At 72.8% G+C, this 20,729-nt stretch carries 4 protein-coding genes; 2 read left to right on the top strand and 2 right to left on the bottom strand.

Translation table 11 applies throughout. The features are described 5' to 3' along the window. Window positions 1-14 precede the first annotated feature (14 nt). A complete protein-coding gene (locus OG948_RS03130) occupies window positions 15-857 on the top strand; it encodes a DUF4097 family beta strand repeat-containing protein (RefSeq protein WP_406293630.1) in 843 nt (280 codons plus the stop codon). 177 nt (window positions 858-1,034) lie between these two features. On the opposite strand, the gene OG948_RS03125 is transcribed toward OG948_RS03130, so the two are convergent. Further along, window positions 1,035-1,547, bottom strand: coding sequence for a hypothetical protein (locus OG948_RS03125; RefSeq protein WP_406293629.1), 513 nt, complete (start codon window positions 1,545-1,547; stop codon window positions 1,035-1,037). A 243-nt stretch (window positions 1,548-1,790) separates the two neighbouring features. Further along, window positions 1,791-2,957 (bottom strand): serine hydrolase domain-containing protein, encoded by a 1,167-nt coding sequence (locus OG948_RS03120; RefSeq protein ID WP_406293627.1) that lies wholly within the window; start codon window positions 2,955-2,957, stop codon window positions 1,791-1,793. A gap of 633 nt (window positions 2,958-3,590) precedes the next feature. Here OG948_RS03120 and OG948_RS03115 point away from each other — a divergent pair. Next, complete coding sequence (locus OG948_RS03115) at window positions 3,591-20,612, top strand: amino acid adenylation domain-containing protein (protein WP_406293626.1); 17,022 nt, start codon at window positions 3,591-3,593, stop codon at window positions 20,610-20,612. The last annotated feature ends 117 nt before the right edge of the window (window positions 20,613-20,729 follow it).

Here is a 20,729-nt window from a genome sequence, read left to right as displayed (position 1 = left end):
CAGAAGGGACAGCCATGCCTGTTTTCGAGACTCCGAAGTCGATCTCCGTCACGATCGAACTCCACGTCGGTGACGTGCAGATCATCGCCGAAGACCGGACCGACACCGTCGTCGAGGTCCGACCGAGCGACGAGAGCGACTCCTCGGATGTGAAGGCCGCCAAGGAGACGAGCGTCGAATTCGTCGACGGCGTCCTGGTGATCAAGGGCTCGAAGCCGCTCGCGGGATTGGACCTCTCCCGGAAGACCCGTTCGGTGGACGTGTCGATCGTGCTGCCGGTCGGCTCACACGTGCACGGCAAGGCCGCGCTGGGCGAGCTGCGCTCCTCCGGCCGCCTCGGCGAGTGCACGTACAAGACCTCCACCGCGATCGTTCACCTGGACCACGTCGGTCCGCTGCGGCTGCACTCGGCAGGCCACATCACCGTCGGCCGAGTCGACGGCGACGCCGAGGTCGGCACGTCCATCGGGCGGATCCGGATCGGCGAGGTCGACGGTTCGCTCAAGGTCAAGAACTCCAGCGGCAACACCGAGATCGGCAAGGTCACCGGCGACGTCCACGTCCGCAACTCCAACGGCGACATCTCCATCGACCACGCCTCGGGACTCAAGACCGACGCCAAGACCGCCAGCGGCAACATCCGGGTCGCGGAAGTGACCAACGGCGAGGTCGTGCTCAAGACCGGGTCCGGCGACCTGGAGGTCGGCATCGGCGCGGACCGCCCGGCGAAGCTGGACCTGGCCACCGGATACGGGCGCGTGAACAACATGCTGGAGCAGGTCGCCGAGGCGTCCAAGGACGGGATCGAGGTGCGGGCGCACTCCTCCTACGGGGACATCACGATCCACCGCGCCTGACCAACGACCGCCCCGCGCGGCGATAGGCACGGCACGACGTTCGGGACGAAGCGGCCCACGGGCGGGTCCTGGCGAGCCGTCGACGGGATGCGAACCACATTCGCATCCCGTCGGTCATCGGCGTGGGCACACCGCAGTCCGGCCCTTCCGGGCCCTTGCCGTGCCCGCTCGCGACGGCTACTGCACCCAGCCGTTGAACTGCTGCTTGCCGCGCTGGGCCCGCCTGCTGTTGGACAGCGCCGCGGCGGAGGCTCGGACCATCCAGGTGTTGACCGAGATGCCCTGCCTGGACGCCGCCTTCTCGATCTCGTCCTTCATCTCCTGCGGAGGCCGGAAGTTGATCCGGGCGGTGGCGCCGCCCCTGGCGCCACCGAGCGCTCCGGGCGACCAGTCGCCCGCCGCTTCGTCGGCATCATCCGCGGCGTCCTTCGTGGGGCCGTCGTCGGCCGAGGGCGCGGTCACCACAAAGCTGGGATCCATCCCGCGCAGGCGCAGGTCCACCGAGCCGGGCGCCAGCTCCCGGGTGATCTCGTCGGCCGCCGCCGACAGAACCTTGAGCAACGTGAGCCGAACGGCCGACTCCAGCGGGGCGACCAAGCGCTCCGCGACCGCGCGGGTCTCGGCATCTCCCGCCGCGGAAGCTGTGACCAGTTCGTCGCGCAGCGCCTCGACGTACTCCCGAAGTTCCATGGAATTATGATGGCACATTGATTGCGCCGCGCGGCGCCTGCCTGGCCCGCTGGTCGCGACGGGCCCTTTTGTCCCGGTGAACTGTGGTGTTTCGATGGGCCGGGAATAGCGAATTGCATATCGGCGGGCCGTGGGCCGCCACCGAGTTCAGGTGAACTGTCGCCGGCGGGATCGCTATGGCGTCATTGTGACGCCATAGCGGGTGGGTGTGCGGCACAACGGCGCGGTCGCGATACTCGGCGGTCAGGACGGGCAATATTCGGCGTCCAGGATGGCGAGGATGTTCTCTCCTCCCCAGTCGCTGTTGAAGTTGACCGCGATTTGCCGGCCGCCGTCCTCGGTGGTGGCGACCAAGGCGATCGACCCCGCGGCGGCGCCGTCGTGGTACCACAGGGTCGTGCCGCATCTCATCGTGAACCGTTCGATGCCCAGCCCGTAGGCCGCGCCCGGGAAGTCGGGGTTGTCGACGGTCGTCAGCATCTGCTTCAACTGCCGCGGAGGCAGCAGCCTCCCGCGCATCAGGGCCCGGTAGAACACGTTCAGATCCGCTGCGCCGGAGATGATGTCGCCGTTGCCCCAGACCTGTGACGCGTTCATGGCGGTGACGTCGTCGACGCGGTCCGGCTGCGACGCGAAGAGCCTGGAGTAGCCGCGGCTGCTCGGCCGGGGCAGGTGGACACTGTCGCCCGGGGTGGACGTCGCGTCGAGGCCCAGGGGTTCGATGATGCGATCGCGCACCTCGCGCTCGTACGTCCGGCCGCCGACCCGCTCCACGATCAGCGCGGCAAGGACGTCGTTGGTGTTGGCGAACGAGTGCCTGGCACCGGGCCGGAACGGCGGCTCGTGGGCGAAGGCCACCCGCAGGCGCTGCTCGGGCGTCAGGGTGTCATACCGGTGCCGGAGGAAGCCCTCGCCCGTCAGATACGTCTCGCCGTACTCCCGATCGGCGACGTAGTCGAACAGGCCGCTGGTGTGGTTGAGAAGCTGCCGCACGGTGATCGCGCGGCCGTCGTTGCCGTTGCCGCTCACCAAGCCGGGCAGATGGCGCTCCACGCTGTCGTCGAGACCGAGTCTTCCCTCCGCCTCCATCTGGAGGAGAACGGTCGCCACGAAGGTATCGGTGATGTGGCCGACCCGGAACCGGTCGTTCCTGCCGCGTGGCGCACCCGTCTTCAAGTTGCCCACGCCCGACGCCGCCTTCCAGACACCGTCGGCGTCGCGCGCCTGCGCGGTGATGCCGGGAACACCGGCCCTTACGGCCGCGTCCATCGCGCGTTGCGTCGCACGGTGGTCGACCGGCGGGCAGGACGCCTCCCGCGACGCCTGGGCGGAACCGGTGAAGGCCGTCGCCGCCAGCACGACCGCCGCCACACCGATCACGGCGGCCCTGGATCTCTTGCGTAACGTCATTCCGCGCTCCCGGGAGTCGTCTGTCCTCGGCCGTACGCCCTACTCGTGCGGTCCGTCGGCGGCAGCGTAGATCACCCGTGGCGCGTGCGGGGCGCTCGCGGCCGGGACCGCGGACGGCGACGAAGTGGTTGACCAATACGCCCGAATGCACGCGGGATCCGGGCACCGGATCCGGCGGACGCGGGGCCCTGCCGGCGCGCCGGTGCGTCGTGCCCGTGTCATGCCGCCGGGACACCTCCGAACGCTTGCGCGGCCCCACCGGCGAGGCGGCGCGCGGCGTGTGGTCGCGGTGGCAGTGGACCGGTTCGGCGCCCGCGAACCCGACGGCGCCGCCCTGTTTCGCCCCGCGCGGACCCGACCCGGGCCCTTTTGCTGCCACCGGCCGTACTTGTCTGGACACCGGGTGCTTCCGGTCCGTTGACTGGTCCCGGAGAGCGGCCGTTCACCGCTCTCGGGGGGCGGGCGGGAGCGGGTCCGACACAGCCGCGCATCCCCCGTGCCGACGCCGTCGGGCCCAGCACGGCACGCTTCACCTGGGGGATGGTCGCATTGCGTTCGTTCGGCGATTCCGCCACGCAGGCAGACCCGTGGCCGGAACGGGAACCGACCCCGGACGCGCCGCGGAGCGGCACCGTGCCGCTGTCGTTCGCGCAGCGCCGCATGTGGTTCATCGACCGGTTCGAGGGCCCGTCGGCGACCTACAACGCCGCCTTCCCGCTGCGCCTTTCGGGCACGCTGGACGCGGCGGCGCTGCGGCGGGCGCTCGGCGACGTGGTGGCGCGGCACGAGAGCCTGCGTACGTTGATCGGCGAGGACGACACGGGCGTGCCGTTCCAGCGGGTGCTGCCGGCCGACGACGCCTTCGTCGCGCTGCCGGTGGTGGACGTGCCGAAGGAGGGGCTCACCGACGCGCTGACGCGGGCCGGCGCGCGCCCGTTCGACCTGACCACGCAGGTACCGATCCGGGCGACGCTGTTCCGCTGCGGTCCCCGGGAGCACGTTCTCCTGCTGCTCTTCCACCACATCGCGTGCGACGGCGTGTCCCTGGTGCCGCTGGCCCGCGACCTGGCCGCCGCCTACACCGCACGCCTGGCCGGCCGGGCCCCCGACTGGGCGGAACTGCCCATCCAGTACACGGACTACACGCTGTGGCAGTACGACCTGCTCGGCGCCGAGGACGATCCGCACAGCCTCCAGTCGGTCCAGGTCGAGTACTGGCGCACGGCCCTGGCGGGCGTCCCGCAGCCCCTCGCGCTGCCCACCGACCGGCCGCGCCCACCGCGGGCCGGCCACCGCGGCGCCGATGTGGAGTTCACCCTCGACGCGGACGTGATGGCCGCCGTCGAGCATCTGGCGAACGCCCGCGGGGCGACGGTGGCGATGGTGCTCCAAGCGGCCCTCGCCGTGCTCCTGCACGGACTCGGCGGCGGCGACGACCTCACCATCGGCTCGCCGATCGCGGGCCGCACCGACGAGCAACTGGCCGACCTCGTCGGCTTCTTCGTCAACACCTGGGTGCTGCGCGCCGACCTGTCGGGCAACCCCACCTTCACCGGATTCATCGAGCGGGTACAGGACACGTCCCTCGCGGCCTACGACCACCAGGACGTGCCGTTCGAGCGCCTGGTGGAGGCCCTCAACCCCGAGCGGTCCACGGCCTACGCACCGCTGTTCCAGGTCATGTTCGCCTGGCAGAACTTCACCCTCCCGGACTTCGCCCTGCCGGGGCTCGACGTGCGGCACGTGTGGCCGCCGACCACGACCGCGAAGTTCGACCTGTTCTTCAACGTCATCGACCTGCCCGGACGGGGCGTCGTCGGCCACTTGGAGTACGCCACCGACCTGTTCGACGCGCGGACGGCCCGGACCCTGGCCGACCGCTACACGCGCGTGGTGGCGCGGCTGTGCGCCGACCCCGACCGGCGGATCGGCTCGGTCGACCTGCTGGACGAGGACGAGCGGGAACTGGTCCTGCGGCGCTTCAACGACACGGCCGCGCCCGTCCCGGACGCGACCCTGCCCGCCCTCTTCGAGCGGCGCGCCGCGCGATGCCCGCAATCGGTCGCCGTCGTCGGCGGCGACACCTCGTACACCTACCGGGAACTCGACGCCGCCGCCGACCGGCTCGCACGGGAGCTGGCGCGGCGCGGCGTCGGCCCGGAGACCCTGGTCGGCCTCGCCCTGCCACGCTCGGCCGAACTGGTCGTGGGCCTGCTCGGCATCCTCAAGGCGGGCGGCGCCTACCTGCCGCTCGACCCGCGCCACCCGAGCGCGCGGCTGGACTTCGTGCTCGCCGACGCCCGGCCGCGGCTGCTCCTGACGGACGCGCAGGCCGCGGCCGTCCTGCCGGACTCCGACATCCCCCGGCTGTTCCTCGACGACGTGCCCGACGGCTCCGACGGCGCGCCGACGCCGGCCCGCACGGCGCCGCGCCCGGACCACGCCGCGTACGTCATGTACACCTCGGGGTCGACGGGGACCCCGAAGGGCGCCGTCGTCACCCACGCCACCGTCGTCAACGGCATCACGCGACTCGCCGCCGCCGTGGGCGTCGACGAGCACACCCGCATGCCGGCGGGAACGTCGATCAACTTCGACGTGTCCGTCTTCGAGATCCTCACGACGCTCGCCGCGGGCGGCACCGTCGACGTCGTCCGGGACGTGCTCGCGCTCGCCGAGGACGGCGGCCGGCACGGCGATGTGATCAGCACCGTGCCCTCCGTCTTCGCCGAAATCCTCGACGAGATCGCCGACACGACCGCCGTGCGGACGCTGGTGTTCGCGGGCGAGGCCCTGCCCACCGCGCTGGTACGGCGCGCCCGTGCGGCCTTCCCCGGTGTCCGGATCGTCAACGCGTACGGCCAGACGGAGTCGTTCTACGCCACCGCGTTCACCGTCGACGGCGCCACCCTCGCCGCCGACGGCGGGCCGGACACCGGCAGCACGGCGCTGGGCGCTCCGATCGGCAACATGCGCGCCTACGTCCTGGGCTCCGGGCTCGCGCCCGTCCCGGTCGGCGCGGTGGGCGAGCTGTACGTCGCCGGACACATCGCGCGCGGTTACCACCGCCGCCCGCGAGCGACCGCCGAGCGCTTCGTCGCCGACCCGTTCGGACCGGCCGGCGCGCGGATGTACCGCACCGGCGACCTCGCCCGCCGGACCCCCGACGGGCAACTGCACTACGCGGGCCGTGCCGACGACCAGGTGAAGGTGCGTGGCTTCCGCATCGAACCCGGCGAGGTGGAGGCCGCCCTCACCGCACACCCCCAGGTCGCCCGCGCGGTGGTCGTCGCCCGGGACACGGCCGGGGGCCGGCAACTCGTCGCGTACGTGGTGCCCGAGGACCGGGCCGTGCGGGCGGACTCCGTCGACCTGCTGGCCGGGATCGACGCCCGGGAACTGCGGGCCGCCCTGGCCCGACGGCTGCCGGACTTCATGGTGCCGTCGTCGTTCGTGGTCCTCGACCGGCTTCCGCTCGGCCCGAACGGCAAGGTCGATCGGGCGGCACTGCCCGAGCCGGAGGTGCTCGGCGGCGCGTACCGGGCGCCGCGCACCGCGCGCGAGAAAGTGCTCGCCGCGGTGTTCGCCGAGGTCCTGGGCCTGGAACGGGTGGGGCTCGACGACGACTTCTTCGCGACGGGTGGCGACAGCATCCGCTCGCTCCAGGTGGTCGCGCGAGCCCGGGCCAAGGACGTCGACATCACCCCGAAGCTGATCTTCGAATGCCGGACGCCGGCGGCGCTCGCCGAGGCCGCGACCACGGTCGCCGCGGCCGAAGGCGTCGTCGGGAACGACGAGTACGCCGGCGACGACTCGGTCGTACCACTGCCGCCGATCGCGCGGCATCTGCTCGACGCGGGCGGCGGGTACGAGCGGTTCGCGATGGCACTGGCCGTGGAACTGCCCGAGGGCATCGACGAGGCGGGTCTGCACGCGACGCTCGCCGCCGTGTGCGCGCACCACCCCATGCTGCGGGCACGGCTCGCCGACGCCCCGGCCACCGTCGCCCCCGCCGACGCGGCCCGGCCCGGCGACGGCGGGCACCAGTCGGTTCTCCTGGTCGAGGATCCGGCCCGCCTCGACGTGACCGCCGTGCTGCGCCGCACACCGTGGGAGGGTCCCGGCGACCGGGCCGCCTGGGAGGAACTGCTCGGGGACGAACTGGAGTCGGCGGCCGACCGTCTCGACCCGCGCGACGGGGTGATGGCCCGATTCGTCTGGTTCGACCCCTCGCCCACGAAGCGGGCCGCGGACCCCCGGGCGCGGGGGCGGCTGCTCATCGTGCTGCACCACCTGGTGGTCGACGGCGTGTCCTGGCGTGTGCTACTGCCGGACCTGGCCGCCGCCTGGGCACAGGTGCGCGACGGCGACACACCGCGGCTGCCCGGGGCGGGCACCACGCCGGGCCGGTGGGCGCGTGCCCTCGCCCGCGAGGCGCACACCGCCGAGCGGCTGGCCGAACTGCCCCTGTGGCGGGCGATTCTCGACGGCCCCGATCCGCTGTTGGGCGCGCGGGACCTCGACCCCGAGGTGGACACCCGCTCCGCGCTCGAACACCTGCGGATCGGCCTGTCCGCCGAGGCGACCGCGTCGCTGCTCACCACACTCCCGGCCGCATACCGCGGCGGGGTGAACGACGGACTGCTCGCGGCCCTGGCACTGGCGGTCGCGCGTTGGCGCCGCGACCGCGGTGTGCACGCGTCCGCGACGCTGGTCAAGCTGGAGGGGCACGGGCGCGAGGAGAGCGCGCTGCCGGGCGCCGACCTCTCGCGTGCGGTGGGCTGGTTCACCACCGTGTTCCCGATCCGCCTCGACGTCGCGGGCCACGACCCGGACGAGGCCCTCGCGGGCGGCCCGGCCGCCGGCGCGCTCGTCAAGGACGTCAAGGAACGGCTGCGCGCCCTGCCCGACAAGGGCCTCGGCTACGGCCTGCTGCGCCACCTGAACCCGGAGGCCGGGGCCGAGCTCGGCCGGTACCGCGAAGGGCAGATCGGCTTCAACTACCTGGGCCACTTCGCGGTCACGGACATGCCCGAGGGCCTGCGCGGCCTGGGCTTCACCACGGTCGGCGCCCCGACCGCTCCGCGCACCATGGACATCCCCGCCATGTCCACCCTGGAGATCAACGCGGCGGTCCTCGACACCGGTGCCGGGGCCCGTCTGGAGGCGGACTTCGGCTACCCGCCCGGCGTGCTCGACCGCGCCGACGTCAGCGAACTCGCCGGACTGTGGCGGACCGCGCTCGAAGCACTGGCCCGGCACGCGGACGACCCGGACGCGGGCGGGCTCACCCCGACGGATCTGCCTCTGGTCGCGGCCACGCAGGCGGACATCGACGGGTGGGAGCGCCGCTACCCCGGTCTGGTGGACGTCTGGCCGCTCACGCCCCTCCAGTCGGGCCTGCTGTTCCACACGGAGTTCGAGGGCCACGCCCGGGACCCGTACCGGATGCAGCTGACGTGCCATGTGTCCGGGCATGTCGACGCGGACCGGATGCGTGCCGCCGGACAGGCCCTGCTGGATCGACACGCGAACCTGCGCGCGGCGTTCACGACCGACGCCGTGGGCAGCCAGGTCCAGGTCATCAGCCCGGAAGGCGTCGAACTCCCGTGGCGGGAGATCGACTTCAGGGCGCTGTCGGAGCGGGGGCGGGACGAGGCCGTGGCCGGCTTCCTCGCCGACGACCAGGCCGCCGCCTTCACGCCCGGCACACCACCACTGCTGCGGATGTCGTTGATCCGCACCGGCGAGCTGCGCTCGGACCTGGTCCTGACCGCCGCACACGTGCTGTTCGACGGCTGGTCGTTGCCGCTCCTGCTGAGCGAACTGCTCCGCCTGTACGCCTGCGGAGGCGACCCGTCGGCGCTACCGCGTCCGCGCCCGTTCCGGGACTTCCTGCGCTGGCTGGACCGGCAGGACAAGGACGCGACCGCCCGCGCCTGGGCGGCGGAGCTGGACGGTGTGCGCGAGCCCACCCTGCTCCTGCCGAATGCCGTGTCCGGCCCCGGCGACCGGCGCGCGGCCGACCGCACGGGCATCGGGCGGGTCGAGGTCGACCTGTCCCCGGACGAGGCCCGGGAGTTGTCCCGGCGCGCTGTCGAACTCGGCGTCACCGTCAACACCCTCGTACAGGGGGCGTGGGCGGTCCTGCTCGGGCAGTTGACAGGCCGTCAGGACGTGGTGTTCGGCGCGACCGTGTCGGGCCGCCCGCCGCAGGTGCAGGGCGCCGACACGATGCTCGGCCTGTTCATCAACACCGTTCCCGTACGGGTGCACTGCACTCCCGGCACACCTCTCGCGCAGGTCCTGACCACGCTCCAGGGGCGGCAGGCCGCGCTGCTCGACCACCATCACCAGGGCCTGGCGGACCTGCACCGCATGCTCGGCCTGTCGGCCCTCTTCGACACCCTGGTGGTCTTCGAGTCGTACCCCGTGCACCGCGCCGGCATCGCCGAGGCACACACCGCCGCGGGCATCGAGATCACCGGCATCCGTCCCGTGACGGGCACCCACTACCCGCTGACCGTCATGGCGGAGGCCAACCCGCACCCGCGACTCTCCCTCCACTACCGGCACGCCCTCCTCGAACCGTCCGCCGCGCACACGCTCGCGGACCGCTTCCTGCGCGTCCTGCGCCGGATCGCGGCCGACCCGCAGGCCCCGGTCGGCTCGGTCGACATCCTGGCGGCGCACGAACGCGCCCTGCTGCTCGGCACATCGAGTGGCGCGGCGCCGGTCGCCCCGGTGTCGGAGGCGACGGTGGCGGACCTGTTCGAACGGCAGGCGGCGGCGACCCCGGACGCCGTAGCGGTGCTCCACGACGGCACTTCGGCGACATACGCCCGGATCGGAGCCCGAGCCGACCGCCTGGCCCGGGAGTTGATCTCCCGGGGAGCGGGCCCGGAGCGCGTGGTGGCCGTGTCGCTGCCTCGCTCCACCGACCTGGTCGTCGGCCTGCTGGCCGTCCTCAAGGCGGGCGCCGCCTACCTTCCGATCGACCCCGCATACCCCGGCGACCGCCTGGACCTCATCCTGCGCGACGCCGCGCCCGCCCTGGTCCTCACCGACACGGCGACCGCGGACGTGCTGCCCGCCACCGACGCGCCCGTCCTGCTCCTGGACACCGTCGACCTCGACGAGCATCCGACGACCAACCCCACCGAGAGGGAACGTCCGGGGCCGCGCGCGTTGGCGTACGTGATGTACACGTCGGGCTCCACCGGCACGCCCAAGGGCGTGCTCCTGGACCACGCCACCGTCGTCAACGGCATCCGCCACCTCGCCGATCGCACCGGCATCACCGCGGGCTCCCGCGTCCTGGCCGCAACCTCGGTCAACTTCGACGTCTCCGTCTTCGAGATCTTCACCGCCCTCTGCCACGGCGGCACCCTCGACCTCGCCCGGGACGTCCTGGAACTGGCCGAACGCGACGATTGGCACGGTGGGGTGATCAGTACCGTGCCCTCCGCCTTCGCCGAACTCCTCGACCGGATCCGCCACAAGACATCCGTGAAGACCCTGGTCTTCGCGGGCGAGGCACTGCCCGCCGCGCTCGTGCGGCGCGCACGCGCGGCCTTCCCCGGTGTCCGGATCGTCAACGCGTACGGCCAGACGGAGTCCTTCTACGTCACCACCCGCATGGTCGACGACACCGGCAAGGGCGCGGGCCCGAGCAGCATGCCGATCGGCACCCCGCTGCCCAACATGCGCGCCTACGTGCTGGGTTCCGGCCTCACCCCGGCGCCGGCGGGCATCGTGGGGGAGCTTTACGTCGCCGGGGAGTTGGCCCGTGGCTATCTCGGCCGGGCGGCCCAAACCGCCGAGCGCTTCGTGGCCGACCCCTACGGTCCGCCCGGCTCCCGGATGTACCGCACCGGCGACCTGGCCCGGCGGCACGAGGACGGAAACCTGGAGTACGCGGGCCGCACCGACACCCAGGTCAAGGTGCGCGGATTCCGGATCGAATCCGGCGAGGTCGAGGCCGCCCTCACCGCGCATCCGCACGTGCGACAGGCGGCCGTCATCGCCCGAGACTCGGTCGCCGGCGGCACCCGTCTGCTCGCGTACGTGATCATGGCCGACACCCCGGCCGACACCCCGGCCGACACCGTCGACGTCACGGCTCTGCGCGCGTACGTCGCGGCCCGACTGCCCGAGTTCATGGTGCCGTCGGCGTTCGTCGTCCTCGATCGGCTGCCGCTCACCCCCAACGGCAAGCTCGACCACAACGCCCTGCCCGACCCCAAGCTCGACGGCGGAACCCACCGGGCCCCGAGCACGTCACGGGAGAAGGCCCTGGCGGACCTCTTCGCCCAGGTCCTGGAGGTGGAACGGGTCGGTGTCGACGACAACTTCTTCACCCTGGGCGGGCATTCGCTGCTCGCCACCCGGCTGACCGGGCGGATCCGCGCACACCTCGGCGTGGAACTACCGATCCGCACGGTGTTCGACGCCCCCACGGTCGCCGAACTGGCAGGGAAACTGGGCAAGGGCCCGGACGTCCGGGCGTCGCCGGGGGACCGGCCGACCCGCACCCGCAAGGTGCCGCTGTCGTACGCGCAGCGCCGATTGTGGTTCATCGACCGGTTCGAGGGCCCGTCGGCGACGTACAACATTCCGCTGACGCTGCGACTGACCGGCGACCTGGACGTGGTCGCGCTGACCGCGGCGCTGCGGGACGTGGTGGCCCGGCACGAGAGCCTGCGCACGGTGTTCGCGCAGGGCGGCGACGGCACGCCGTACCAGGTGGTGCTGCCCGTCGACGCGGCCCGTCTGGACGTGCCGGTCGTGGCGGTGAGCGGCCCACGGGTGTCGGCCGCCGCGGACGAGGTGGCCCGGCGGCCCTTCGACCTCGGCGCGGAGATTCCGCTGCGGGCCGTCCTGCTGCGCCGCGATGCCACGGACCACATCCTGTGCCTGGTGCTGCATCACATCGCCGGTGACGGCCAGTCGATGGCGCCGCTGCTGGGCGAGTTCTCCGCCGCCTACATCGCCCGGCACGCCGGCCGCACGCCGCAGTTCGCACCGCTCCCGGTCCAGTACGCCGACTACGCGCTGTGGCAGCACGACCTGCTCGGGGACGCGGACGACCCGACCAGCATCCTGGCAGGCCAGCTGGCGTATTGGAGGGCCGAACTGGCAAACGTCCCGCAGCCGCTGCGCCTGCCGGTCGACCGGCCGCGCCCGGCGGTGGCGAGCCACCGCGGCGACCAGGTCGAGATCACTCTCGACGCCAGGCTCCTGGCGGCCGTCGAGGCGCTGGCACACGAGCACGGGGCGACGGTCGCGATGATGCTGCAGGCGGCGCTCGCGGTGCTGCTGCACCAGATGGGGGCCGGAGACGACATCCCCATCGGCTCGCCGATCGCGGGCCGCACCGATGCCGCCCTCGAGGGCCTGATCGGATTCTTCGTCAACACGTGGGTGCTGCGCGCGGACCTGTCGGGCCGCCCCACGTTCGCCGAACTGCTGGACCGGGTCCGGGACAAGGCGCTGGCCGCGTACGACCACCAGGACGCGCCCTTCGAGCGCCTGGTGGAACTGCTCAACCCGGAGCGGTCGACGGCGCACCACGCGCTGTTCCAGGTGATGCTGGCCTGGCAGAACATCGACCGGGCGGACCTCGACCTGCCGGGCCTGCGCGCCACGCCCGTGCCGACCGGCACCGGCACCGCCAAATTCGACCTGTTCGTCAACCTCGCGGCGGTCGACGGCGCCGAGGGCCGGGAGGTGCGGGGCCTGATCGAGTACGCCACCGACCTGTTCGACCGGGACACCGCGGCGCGCCTCGCGGACCGTTTCGCGCGAGTGTTGCGGCAGGTCGTCGCGGACCCCGGGATGCCGGTCGCCGCGGTGGACGTACTGGAGCCGTCCGAACGGGAACTGCTGCACGGCCGGTTGAGCGGGGCGGCGACCACCGCCCCCGTTCCCGAGCCGACCGTGCCGGGCCTGTTCGAGCGGCAGGCGGCGGCCACGCCGGACGCGACGGCGCTGGTCTGCGGGGGCGAACGGCTCTCGTACGCGGACCTGAACGACCGCGCCGACCGCCTCGCCCGGGAGCTGCTGTCCCGGGGCGTGCGCCCGGAGAGCCTGGTCGCCGTCTCCCTGCCCCGCTCCGCCGACCTAGTCGTGGCCTTGGTCGCCGTCCTCAAGGCGGGCGCCGCGTACCTGCCGATCGACCCCACGTACCCGAGCGAGCGCCTCGGCCTCATCCTGCGCGAGGCGGACCCCGAACTGATCCTCGCCGACGCGTCGACGGCGGACGTGCTCCCGACGACGGCCACGGCCCCGATCGTGCGGCTGGACCTGTTCGACCTCGCGGCGCGGCCGGAGCACGACCTGGCCGTCGGGGACCGATCGGGCCCCGGATCCCTGGCATACGTGATGTACACCTCCGGCTCCACCGGCACGCCCAAGGGCGTCGCCCTCACCCACCACGCGCTGGTCAACGGCCTGCGGCAACTCGCCGTACGGACCGGCATCGGCGCGGGCACCCGCGTCCTGGCGGCGACGTCGATCAACTTCGACGTGTCCGTCTTCGAAATCTTCGCCACCCTGTGCCACGGCGGCACGCTCGACGTCGTCCGCGACGTCCTGGCCGTCGGCGAGCGCGGCGGCCGGCCCGGCGGCGTGCTTTGCGCCGTCCCGTCCGTGTTCGCCGAGCTCCTCGACGACATCGCGGGCACGACCGTCGTCGAGACGCTGGTGTTTGCGGGCGAGGCGCTGCCCTCGACGCTGGTGGACCGCGTACGGCAGACGCTTCAGGGCGTCCGCGTGATCAACGCCTACGGTCAGACGGAGTCCTTCTACGCCACCACGTTCACGGTCGACGAGGCCGGGCCCCGGAGCGGCAGCACACCCATCGGCACCCCCCTGCCGAACATGCGCACCTACGTCCTCGGCCCGGGTCTGACACCCATGCCCGTCGGCGCGGTCGGTGAGCTGTACGTCGCCGGACCGATCGCCCGCGGCTATCACGCCCGCCCGGGGGCGACCGCCGAACGCTTCGTCGCGGACCCGTACGGCCCGCCCGGCTCCCGGATGTACCGCACCGGCGATCTGGCCCGCCACAACCGCGACGGACACCTGGAATACGCGGGCCGCGCCGACACCCAACTCAAGGTGCGCGGCCTGCGCATCGAGCCCGGCGAGATCGAGTCCGTGCTCGCCGGGCACCCCGCCCTCACCCAGGCGGTCGTTGTGGCCCACGAGCACGCCGGCACGGTGCAACTGGTCGCCTACGTCGTCCCGATCGGGGCGCGGCACAACGCCGATCGCGTCGAGAGCGTGGGCGACGTGGACATCGACCTGACGGCCCGGGTCTCGGTGCGTGAGCTGCGAGCCCATGTGGCGAGGCAGTTGCCGGAGTACATGGTGCCCTCGCACTTCCTGGTGCTGGACCGGCTCCCGCTCGCCCCGAACGGGAAGCCGGACCGGTCGGCGCTGCCCGAGCCGGAGTTCACCGGCGGCCGCTACCGGGCGCCGGGCTCGGGGCTCGAACGCATCGTCGCCGACGTGTACGCGCAGGTGCTCGGCCTGGAACGGGTCGGTCTCGACGACGACTTCTTCGCCGTGGGCGGCGACAGCATCCGGTCCATTCAGGTGGTGTCCCGGGCGCGGGCCGCGGGCGTGGAGATCACCCCGCGTCAGGTCTTCCAGTGCCGGACGGTCGCCGAACTCGCACGCGTGGCCGCGGCGGCGGGCCCCGGCGGCGGTGCGGTGCTCGACGAACTCCCGGGCGGCGGGACGGGAAGCATGCCACTGTTGCCGATCGCCGCGTGCATCCGCGACCTGGGCGCGGGCTTCGACCGGTTCGCGATGTCGGTCGCGCTGCGGCTGCCGGGGGACGTGGACGCGGACGGGCTGGCGGCGACGCTGCGTGCCGTGTTCGACCGGCACGACGTGCTGCGGTCGCGGCTGGTGAACGACGACGACAGTGCGCAGTTGTGGATCGCCCCGCCCGGCTCGGTCGACGTGCCTGCCCTGGTCCGCCGCGTGGAGTGGGCGGGCCGGTGGGAGGACCAGGCGTGGCGGCGGTTCGCCGCGGCGGAGCTCACCGCGGCGGCCGGGCGGCTCGATCCGGGCGTGGGGGTGATGGCGCAGTTCGTGTGGGTCGAGTCGACGTCCGGCGACCCCGGGCGGCTGCTCGTCGTGCTGCACCACCTGGTGGTGGACGGGGTCTCGTGGCGCATCCTGCTCCCCGACCTCGCGGCCGCCTGGCAACAGGTGCGCGCGGGCCGGGTGCCGGAGCCGGCACCGGTCGGCACGTCCGTGCGGCGCTGGGCGCACGCGCTGGCGGACGACGCGCGGCGACCCGAGCGTACCGCCGAACTCGCGTTCTGGCAGGGCGTGTTGACGGGCGTCGATCCGCTGCTCGGCACGCGTGAGCCGGATCCCGTGCTGGATGTGGAGTCCACGGTGGAGCGCGTGTCGCTGCGACTTCCGGCGACGGTGACCGACACGCTCCTGACCACCCTCCCGGCCGCGTTCCACGGCGGCGTCAACGACGGTCTCCTGGCCGCGCTGGCCCTGGCCGTGGCCCGTTGGCGACACGCCCGCGGCATCGACGAACCGTCCACACTGATCAGGCTCGAGGGGCACGGTCGCGAAGAGGACGCGGTACCGGGAGCCGAACTGTCACGCACCGTGGGCTGGTTCACCACACTCTTCCCGGTGCGGCTGGACACCGCGGGAGTGGACCTCGACGAGGCGTTCGCCGGCGGGCCGGCCGCCGGGGCGCTCGTGAAGGCCGTCAAGGAGCGACTGCTCGCCGTGCCCGACAAGGGCCTCGGCTACGGCCTGCTCCGTTACCTCAACCCCGACACCGCGGCCGGCCTCGCCCGGTACCCCGCAGGGCAGATCAGCTTCAACTACCTGGGTCGCTTCTCGGCCGCCGACATGCCCGACGACCTGCGGCACCTGGGCTTCGCCCCGGCACCCGAACTGGCGGGTCTGACCGCCGACCTCGACCCGGACATGCCCGTGGCGGCCACGCTGGAGATCACCGCGGTGGCCGTCGACACCGCCGACGGCACCCGGCTGGACGCCACCCTCGGCGCTCCCGCAGGCGTGTTGTCACGCGCGGCGGTCGAGGAGTTGGCGGACCTGTGGCGCCAGGCACTCGAAGCGCTCGCCACGCACGCGTCGGGCACCGGCGCGGGCGGGCTCACGCCTTCCGACCTGCCGCTGCTGCCGGTGGACCAGCGCCAGATCGAGGTGTGGGAGGAGCGCTTCCCCGACCTGGCCGACGCCTGGCCGCTGACGTCCCTCCAGTCCGGGCTGTTGTTCCACTCCTTCCTCGGCGACGGCACGTTCGACGCCTACCGGATGCAACTGGCCTTCCACGTGTCCGGCCGCGTGGACCCGGCCCGGATGCGTGCGGCGGGCCAGGCCCTGCTGGACCGGTACCCGAACCTGCGGGCCGCGTTCGTCGACGCGGTCGACGGCGAGCCGGTGCAACTCGTGCCGGGACGGGTCGTGTTGCCGTGGCGGGAACTCGACCTGAGCGCCTTGCCGGCGCAGGAGCGGCAGGCGGCGCTCGCCCGGTTCCTGGCGGACGACCACGCCGCGGCCTTCGACCCGGCCGTGCCGCCGCTCCTGCGGATGACGCTCGTACGGATGGCGGACGAACGCTTCGAACTGGTCCTGACGGCCCATCACATCCTGTTCGACGGCTGGTCGTTCCCGATCCTGATGCGGGACCTGCTGCGGCTGTACGACACGTCCGGCGACGCGTCGTCGCTGCCCCGGGCGCGGGGCTACCGGGAGTTCGTGCACTGGCTCTCCCGCCGGGACGCGGCCGCGTCGGCCGCCGCGTGGGCGGGCGAGTTGGCGGGACTCGACGGGCCCACGCTGCTTGCGCCCGGCCGGGGCACCGCCGACGGGAGCGGCATCGGGCAGGTCGACGTGGCGCTGTCCGCCGAGGAGGCCCGGGCGCTGTCCCGGCGCGCCGCCGAGTTGGGCGTGACCGTGAATACGCTGGTCCAGGGCGCGTGGGCGGTGCTGCTGGCCGGGCTGACCGGCCGGGACGACGTGGTCTTCGGGGCCACGGTCTCCGGACGCCCGCCCGCGGTTGTCGGCGTCGAGTCGATGGTCGGCCTGTTCATCAACACCCTGCCGGTACGCGTGCTTTGCCTCCCGGGGTGGTCGTTCGCGCGGGTGCTGACCACGCTTCAGGAGCGGCAGGCCGCGCTGCTGGACCATCACCACCACGGGTTGGCGGACATCCAGCGGGCTAACGGTTCGACGGAGCTTTTCGACACGTTGGTGGTGTTTCAGTCGTATCCGGTTGATGAGGGCGAGGGCGAGGGCGAGGGCGAGGGCGAGGGCGAGGGCGAGGGCGAGGTTGAGGTTGAGGTTGAGGGCGGGGTCGGTGTTGGTGCTGGGGCGGTGGCTGGGGCTGAGGCCGTGGGGGCCGGGATTGCCTTTACGGGTCTGCGCCCGTTCACCGGGACCCACTATCCGCTGACGCTGATGGCGGGTGCGGACCCGTATCTGCGGCTGTTGCTTCAGTACCGGCCGTCCGCGTTCGACCGGGGCGCGGTCGAGCACATCGCGGGGCGCCTGGCGGACGTTCTGCGGCTCGTGCTGACCGCCCCCGACGCGCCGGTGGCCCGGGTCGACGTCCTGGCGCCGGGGGACCGCGACCATTTCCTGCGTGGTCTCGACGACACGGCGGATCGGGTGATCCCGGCGGCTACTACGCTGCCCGAGCTCTTCGAGCGGCAGGCGGCGGCCACGCCGGACGCCACGGCGCTGCTTCATGGCGGCGGCCGTCTGTCGTACACGGACCTGAATGCCCGCGCCAACCGCCTCGCCAGGGAACTGCTGTCCCGTGGGACGGGTCCGGAGACGGTGGTGGCGGTGTCCCTGCCCCGCACTCCCGACCTGATCGTGGCCCTGCTGGCGGTCCTCAAGGCGGGCGCCGCGTATCTGCCGATCGACCCCGAATACCCGGGCGCCCGCCTGGAGTTCATCCTCCGGGACGCCGATCCCGCGCTGATTCTCACCGACACCGTGACGGCGGACCTGCTCGCGGACACGGGGGGCGTGATCCTTCACCTGGATGGCCTCGACCTCGCCGGGGACCCGGCGGCGGACCCGGCGGACCCGGACCTGGCGCACCCGGCCGACCGCTACGAGCCGGGTTCCTTGGCGTACGTGATGTACACCTCCGGCTCCACCGGCACTCCCAAGGGCGTGCTCCTGGACCACGCCACCGTCGGCAACGGCATCCGCCACCTCGCCGACCGGACCGGGATCCGCCCGGGCTCCCGTGTCCTGGCCGCAACCTCGGTCAACTTCGACGTATCCGTCTTCGAGATCTTCACCACCCTCTGCCACGGCGGCACCCTCGACCTCGCCCGGGACGTCCTCGAACTGGCCGAACGCGACGATTGGCACGGTGCGGTGATCAGCACCGTCCCCTCCGCCTTCGCCGAACTCCTCGACCGGATCACCCACACCACCACCGTCGACACGCTCGTCTTCGCAGGCGAAGCCCTACCGTCGACGCTGGTCGAGCGAGCGCGGCAGGCGTTCCCGGGTGTGCGGGTGGTCAATGCCTACGGCCAGACGGAGTCCTTCTACGCGACCACCTTCGGCACCCGCAGCACTGATGGCACCCGCACCGCCGGCGGCAGCGCGCCCATCGGTACTCCGTTGTCCGGCATGCGCGCCTACGTGCTCGGTCCCGGGCTGAGGCCCGTTCCCACGGGTGTCGTCGGCGAGTTGTACGTCGCCGGGCAGTTGGCCCGCGGCTATCACGCTCGCCCGGGAGCGACCGCCGAGCGCTTCGTGGCCGACCCGTACGGTCCGCCGGGCTCGCGCATGTACCGCACCGGCGACCTCGCTCGCCGGCACGAGGACGGACACCTGGAGTACTCGGGCCGCACCGACAGCCAGATCAAGATCCGCGGCTTCCGCGTCGAACCCGGCGAGGTCGAATCCGCCCTCGGCACACATCCCGACATCCGGCAGGCAGCCGTCATCGCCCGGGACGCGCCCACCGGGAAGCACCTGGTCGCCTATGTGACCGGAGAACGCGTCGACACCGGTGCCCTGCGGGCGTTCATGTCCGGCAAGCTGCCCGGCTTCATGGTCCCGTCGGCCTTCGTGGCCTTGGACCGGCTCCCGCTGACCCCGAACGGCAAGTTGGACCGGGCCGCGCTGCCCGCTCCGGACCTCGGCGCCGACGCCGGGGCGTACCGGGCGCCGCGGACCGCGCACGAGGAGACGCTGTGCGCACTGTTCGCGGAGGTACTGGGCGTGGAACGGGTCGGTGTCGACGACGACTTCACCGCGCTGGGCGGTCATTCGCTGCTGATGATGCGCCTGTTCGCGCGCGTTGACGCCGAACTCGGTGTGCGCGTCCAAGTGCGGGACTTCCTTGCCGCGCCGAACCCCGCCGGCCTCGCCGGGCTCGTCGAGAACGCGGCGGCGGGCCGGGCGGCCGACGCCCCCGCCGTGGTGCCCCGTTCGGAGGCGCGGCTCGCACCCGAACTGCGCTTCCCGGACGCCGGAGGCTTCGGCGCGGCACCGCGGCACGTACTGCTCACCGGAGCCACCGGATTCGTCGGCGCCTTCCTGCTGCGCGAGCTCCTCGCACAGACCGACGCGCAGGTGCACTGCCTCGTGCGCGCGGACGCGGCCTCGGAACAGGCGGGACGTGTACGCCTGTCCGCCGTGCTGGACTCGTACGGCATCGACGTCGGTACCGATGCCGACGCCGGGCGCGTGCACATCGTGCCCGGCGACCTCGCGCACGACGGACTCGGCATCGGCGCCGCCCGCTGGGCGGGGCTGCGGGACCAGGTGGATACGATCGTGCACGCGGGTGCACACGTGCACCACCTGTCCGGGTACGAGCGCCTGAAGGCGGCCAACGTGGAAGGCACCCGGACCCTGCTGCGGCTCGCCGCCGAGGGCGTCCCCAAGCGTTTCCACCACATCTCCACGCTGGGAATCTTCGGTAGTGCCGCCGGGCCGCGCCTGCTCACGGAGGACTCCCCGATCGAGGACGCACGGCACACGTCCGCCGACGGCTATGTGGCGAGCAAGTGGGTGGCCGACCTGATGGTGCAACAGGCCATCGCCCGCGGCGTGTCCGCCCGCGTATACCGACTCGGCCGGATCTGGGCGGAGTCGCAGCACGGCGCCGTCAACGCCGACGACATGTTCTGCCGCCTCCTGACCACCTGCGTCGCCCTCGGCTGCCACCCGGAGGGCGCGGCCGTACGAGCCGACCTCCTGCCCGCCGACATCGCGGCCCGCGCCCTGGTAACCCTCGCCCTGGCCGACAACACCCCGGCCGTCCACCATCTGCACCACCCCCGGCAGACCGGCGTGGATGCCTTCGTCCGTGTCTTCGACGCATGGCGCGGCACCCGGTCGAAGCCGGTACCCGTCCCGGACTGGCTCCGCCGCCTCGGCCGGGCCGCCGAGGACGGCCGTCCCCTGCCATTCCTGCCGTACCTGAACGTCTTCCAGCAGTTCGAGGACACTCTCGGCGATGCGGCCCACCTCCCGCCCGATACGTACACCAACGCCCGAACCCTGCACACCCTGGAGCAACTCGACATCGTCCTGCCCGAGGTCGACGAACGGATGATGCGAGCCTTCTGGCAACGCCTGGAAGCCAGAGGCGAACTCGACTGACAGCGCACCCGGTCCTACCGCCGCCGACGAGCCCCCGCGTACTTGGCGGGCGGGAGCCTCGCGCGCGACCGGCGTGTGCTCCATCGTGCGCCGTCCCGTCCATGAGGCGCGGGCGAT

The sequence above is a fragment of the Embleya sp. NBC_00888 genome (assembly GCF_045207655.1).
Classification (GTDB): domain Bacteria; phylum Actinomycetota; class Actinomycetes; order Streptomycetales; family Streptomycetaceae; genus Embleya.
The sequence above is the reverse complement of the archived record's forward strand: the minus strand, read 5'-3'. Positions and strand labels throughout refer to the sequence as shown.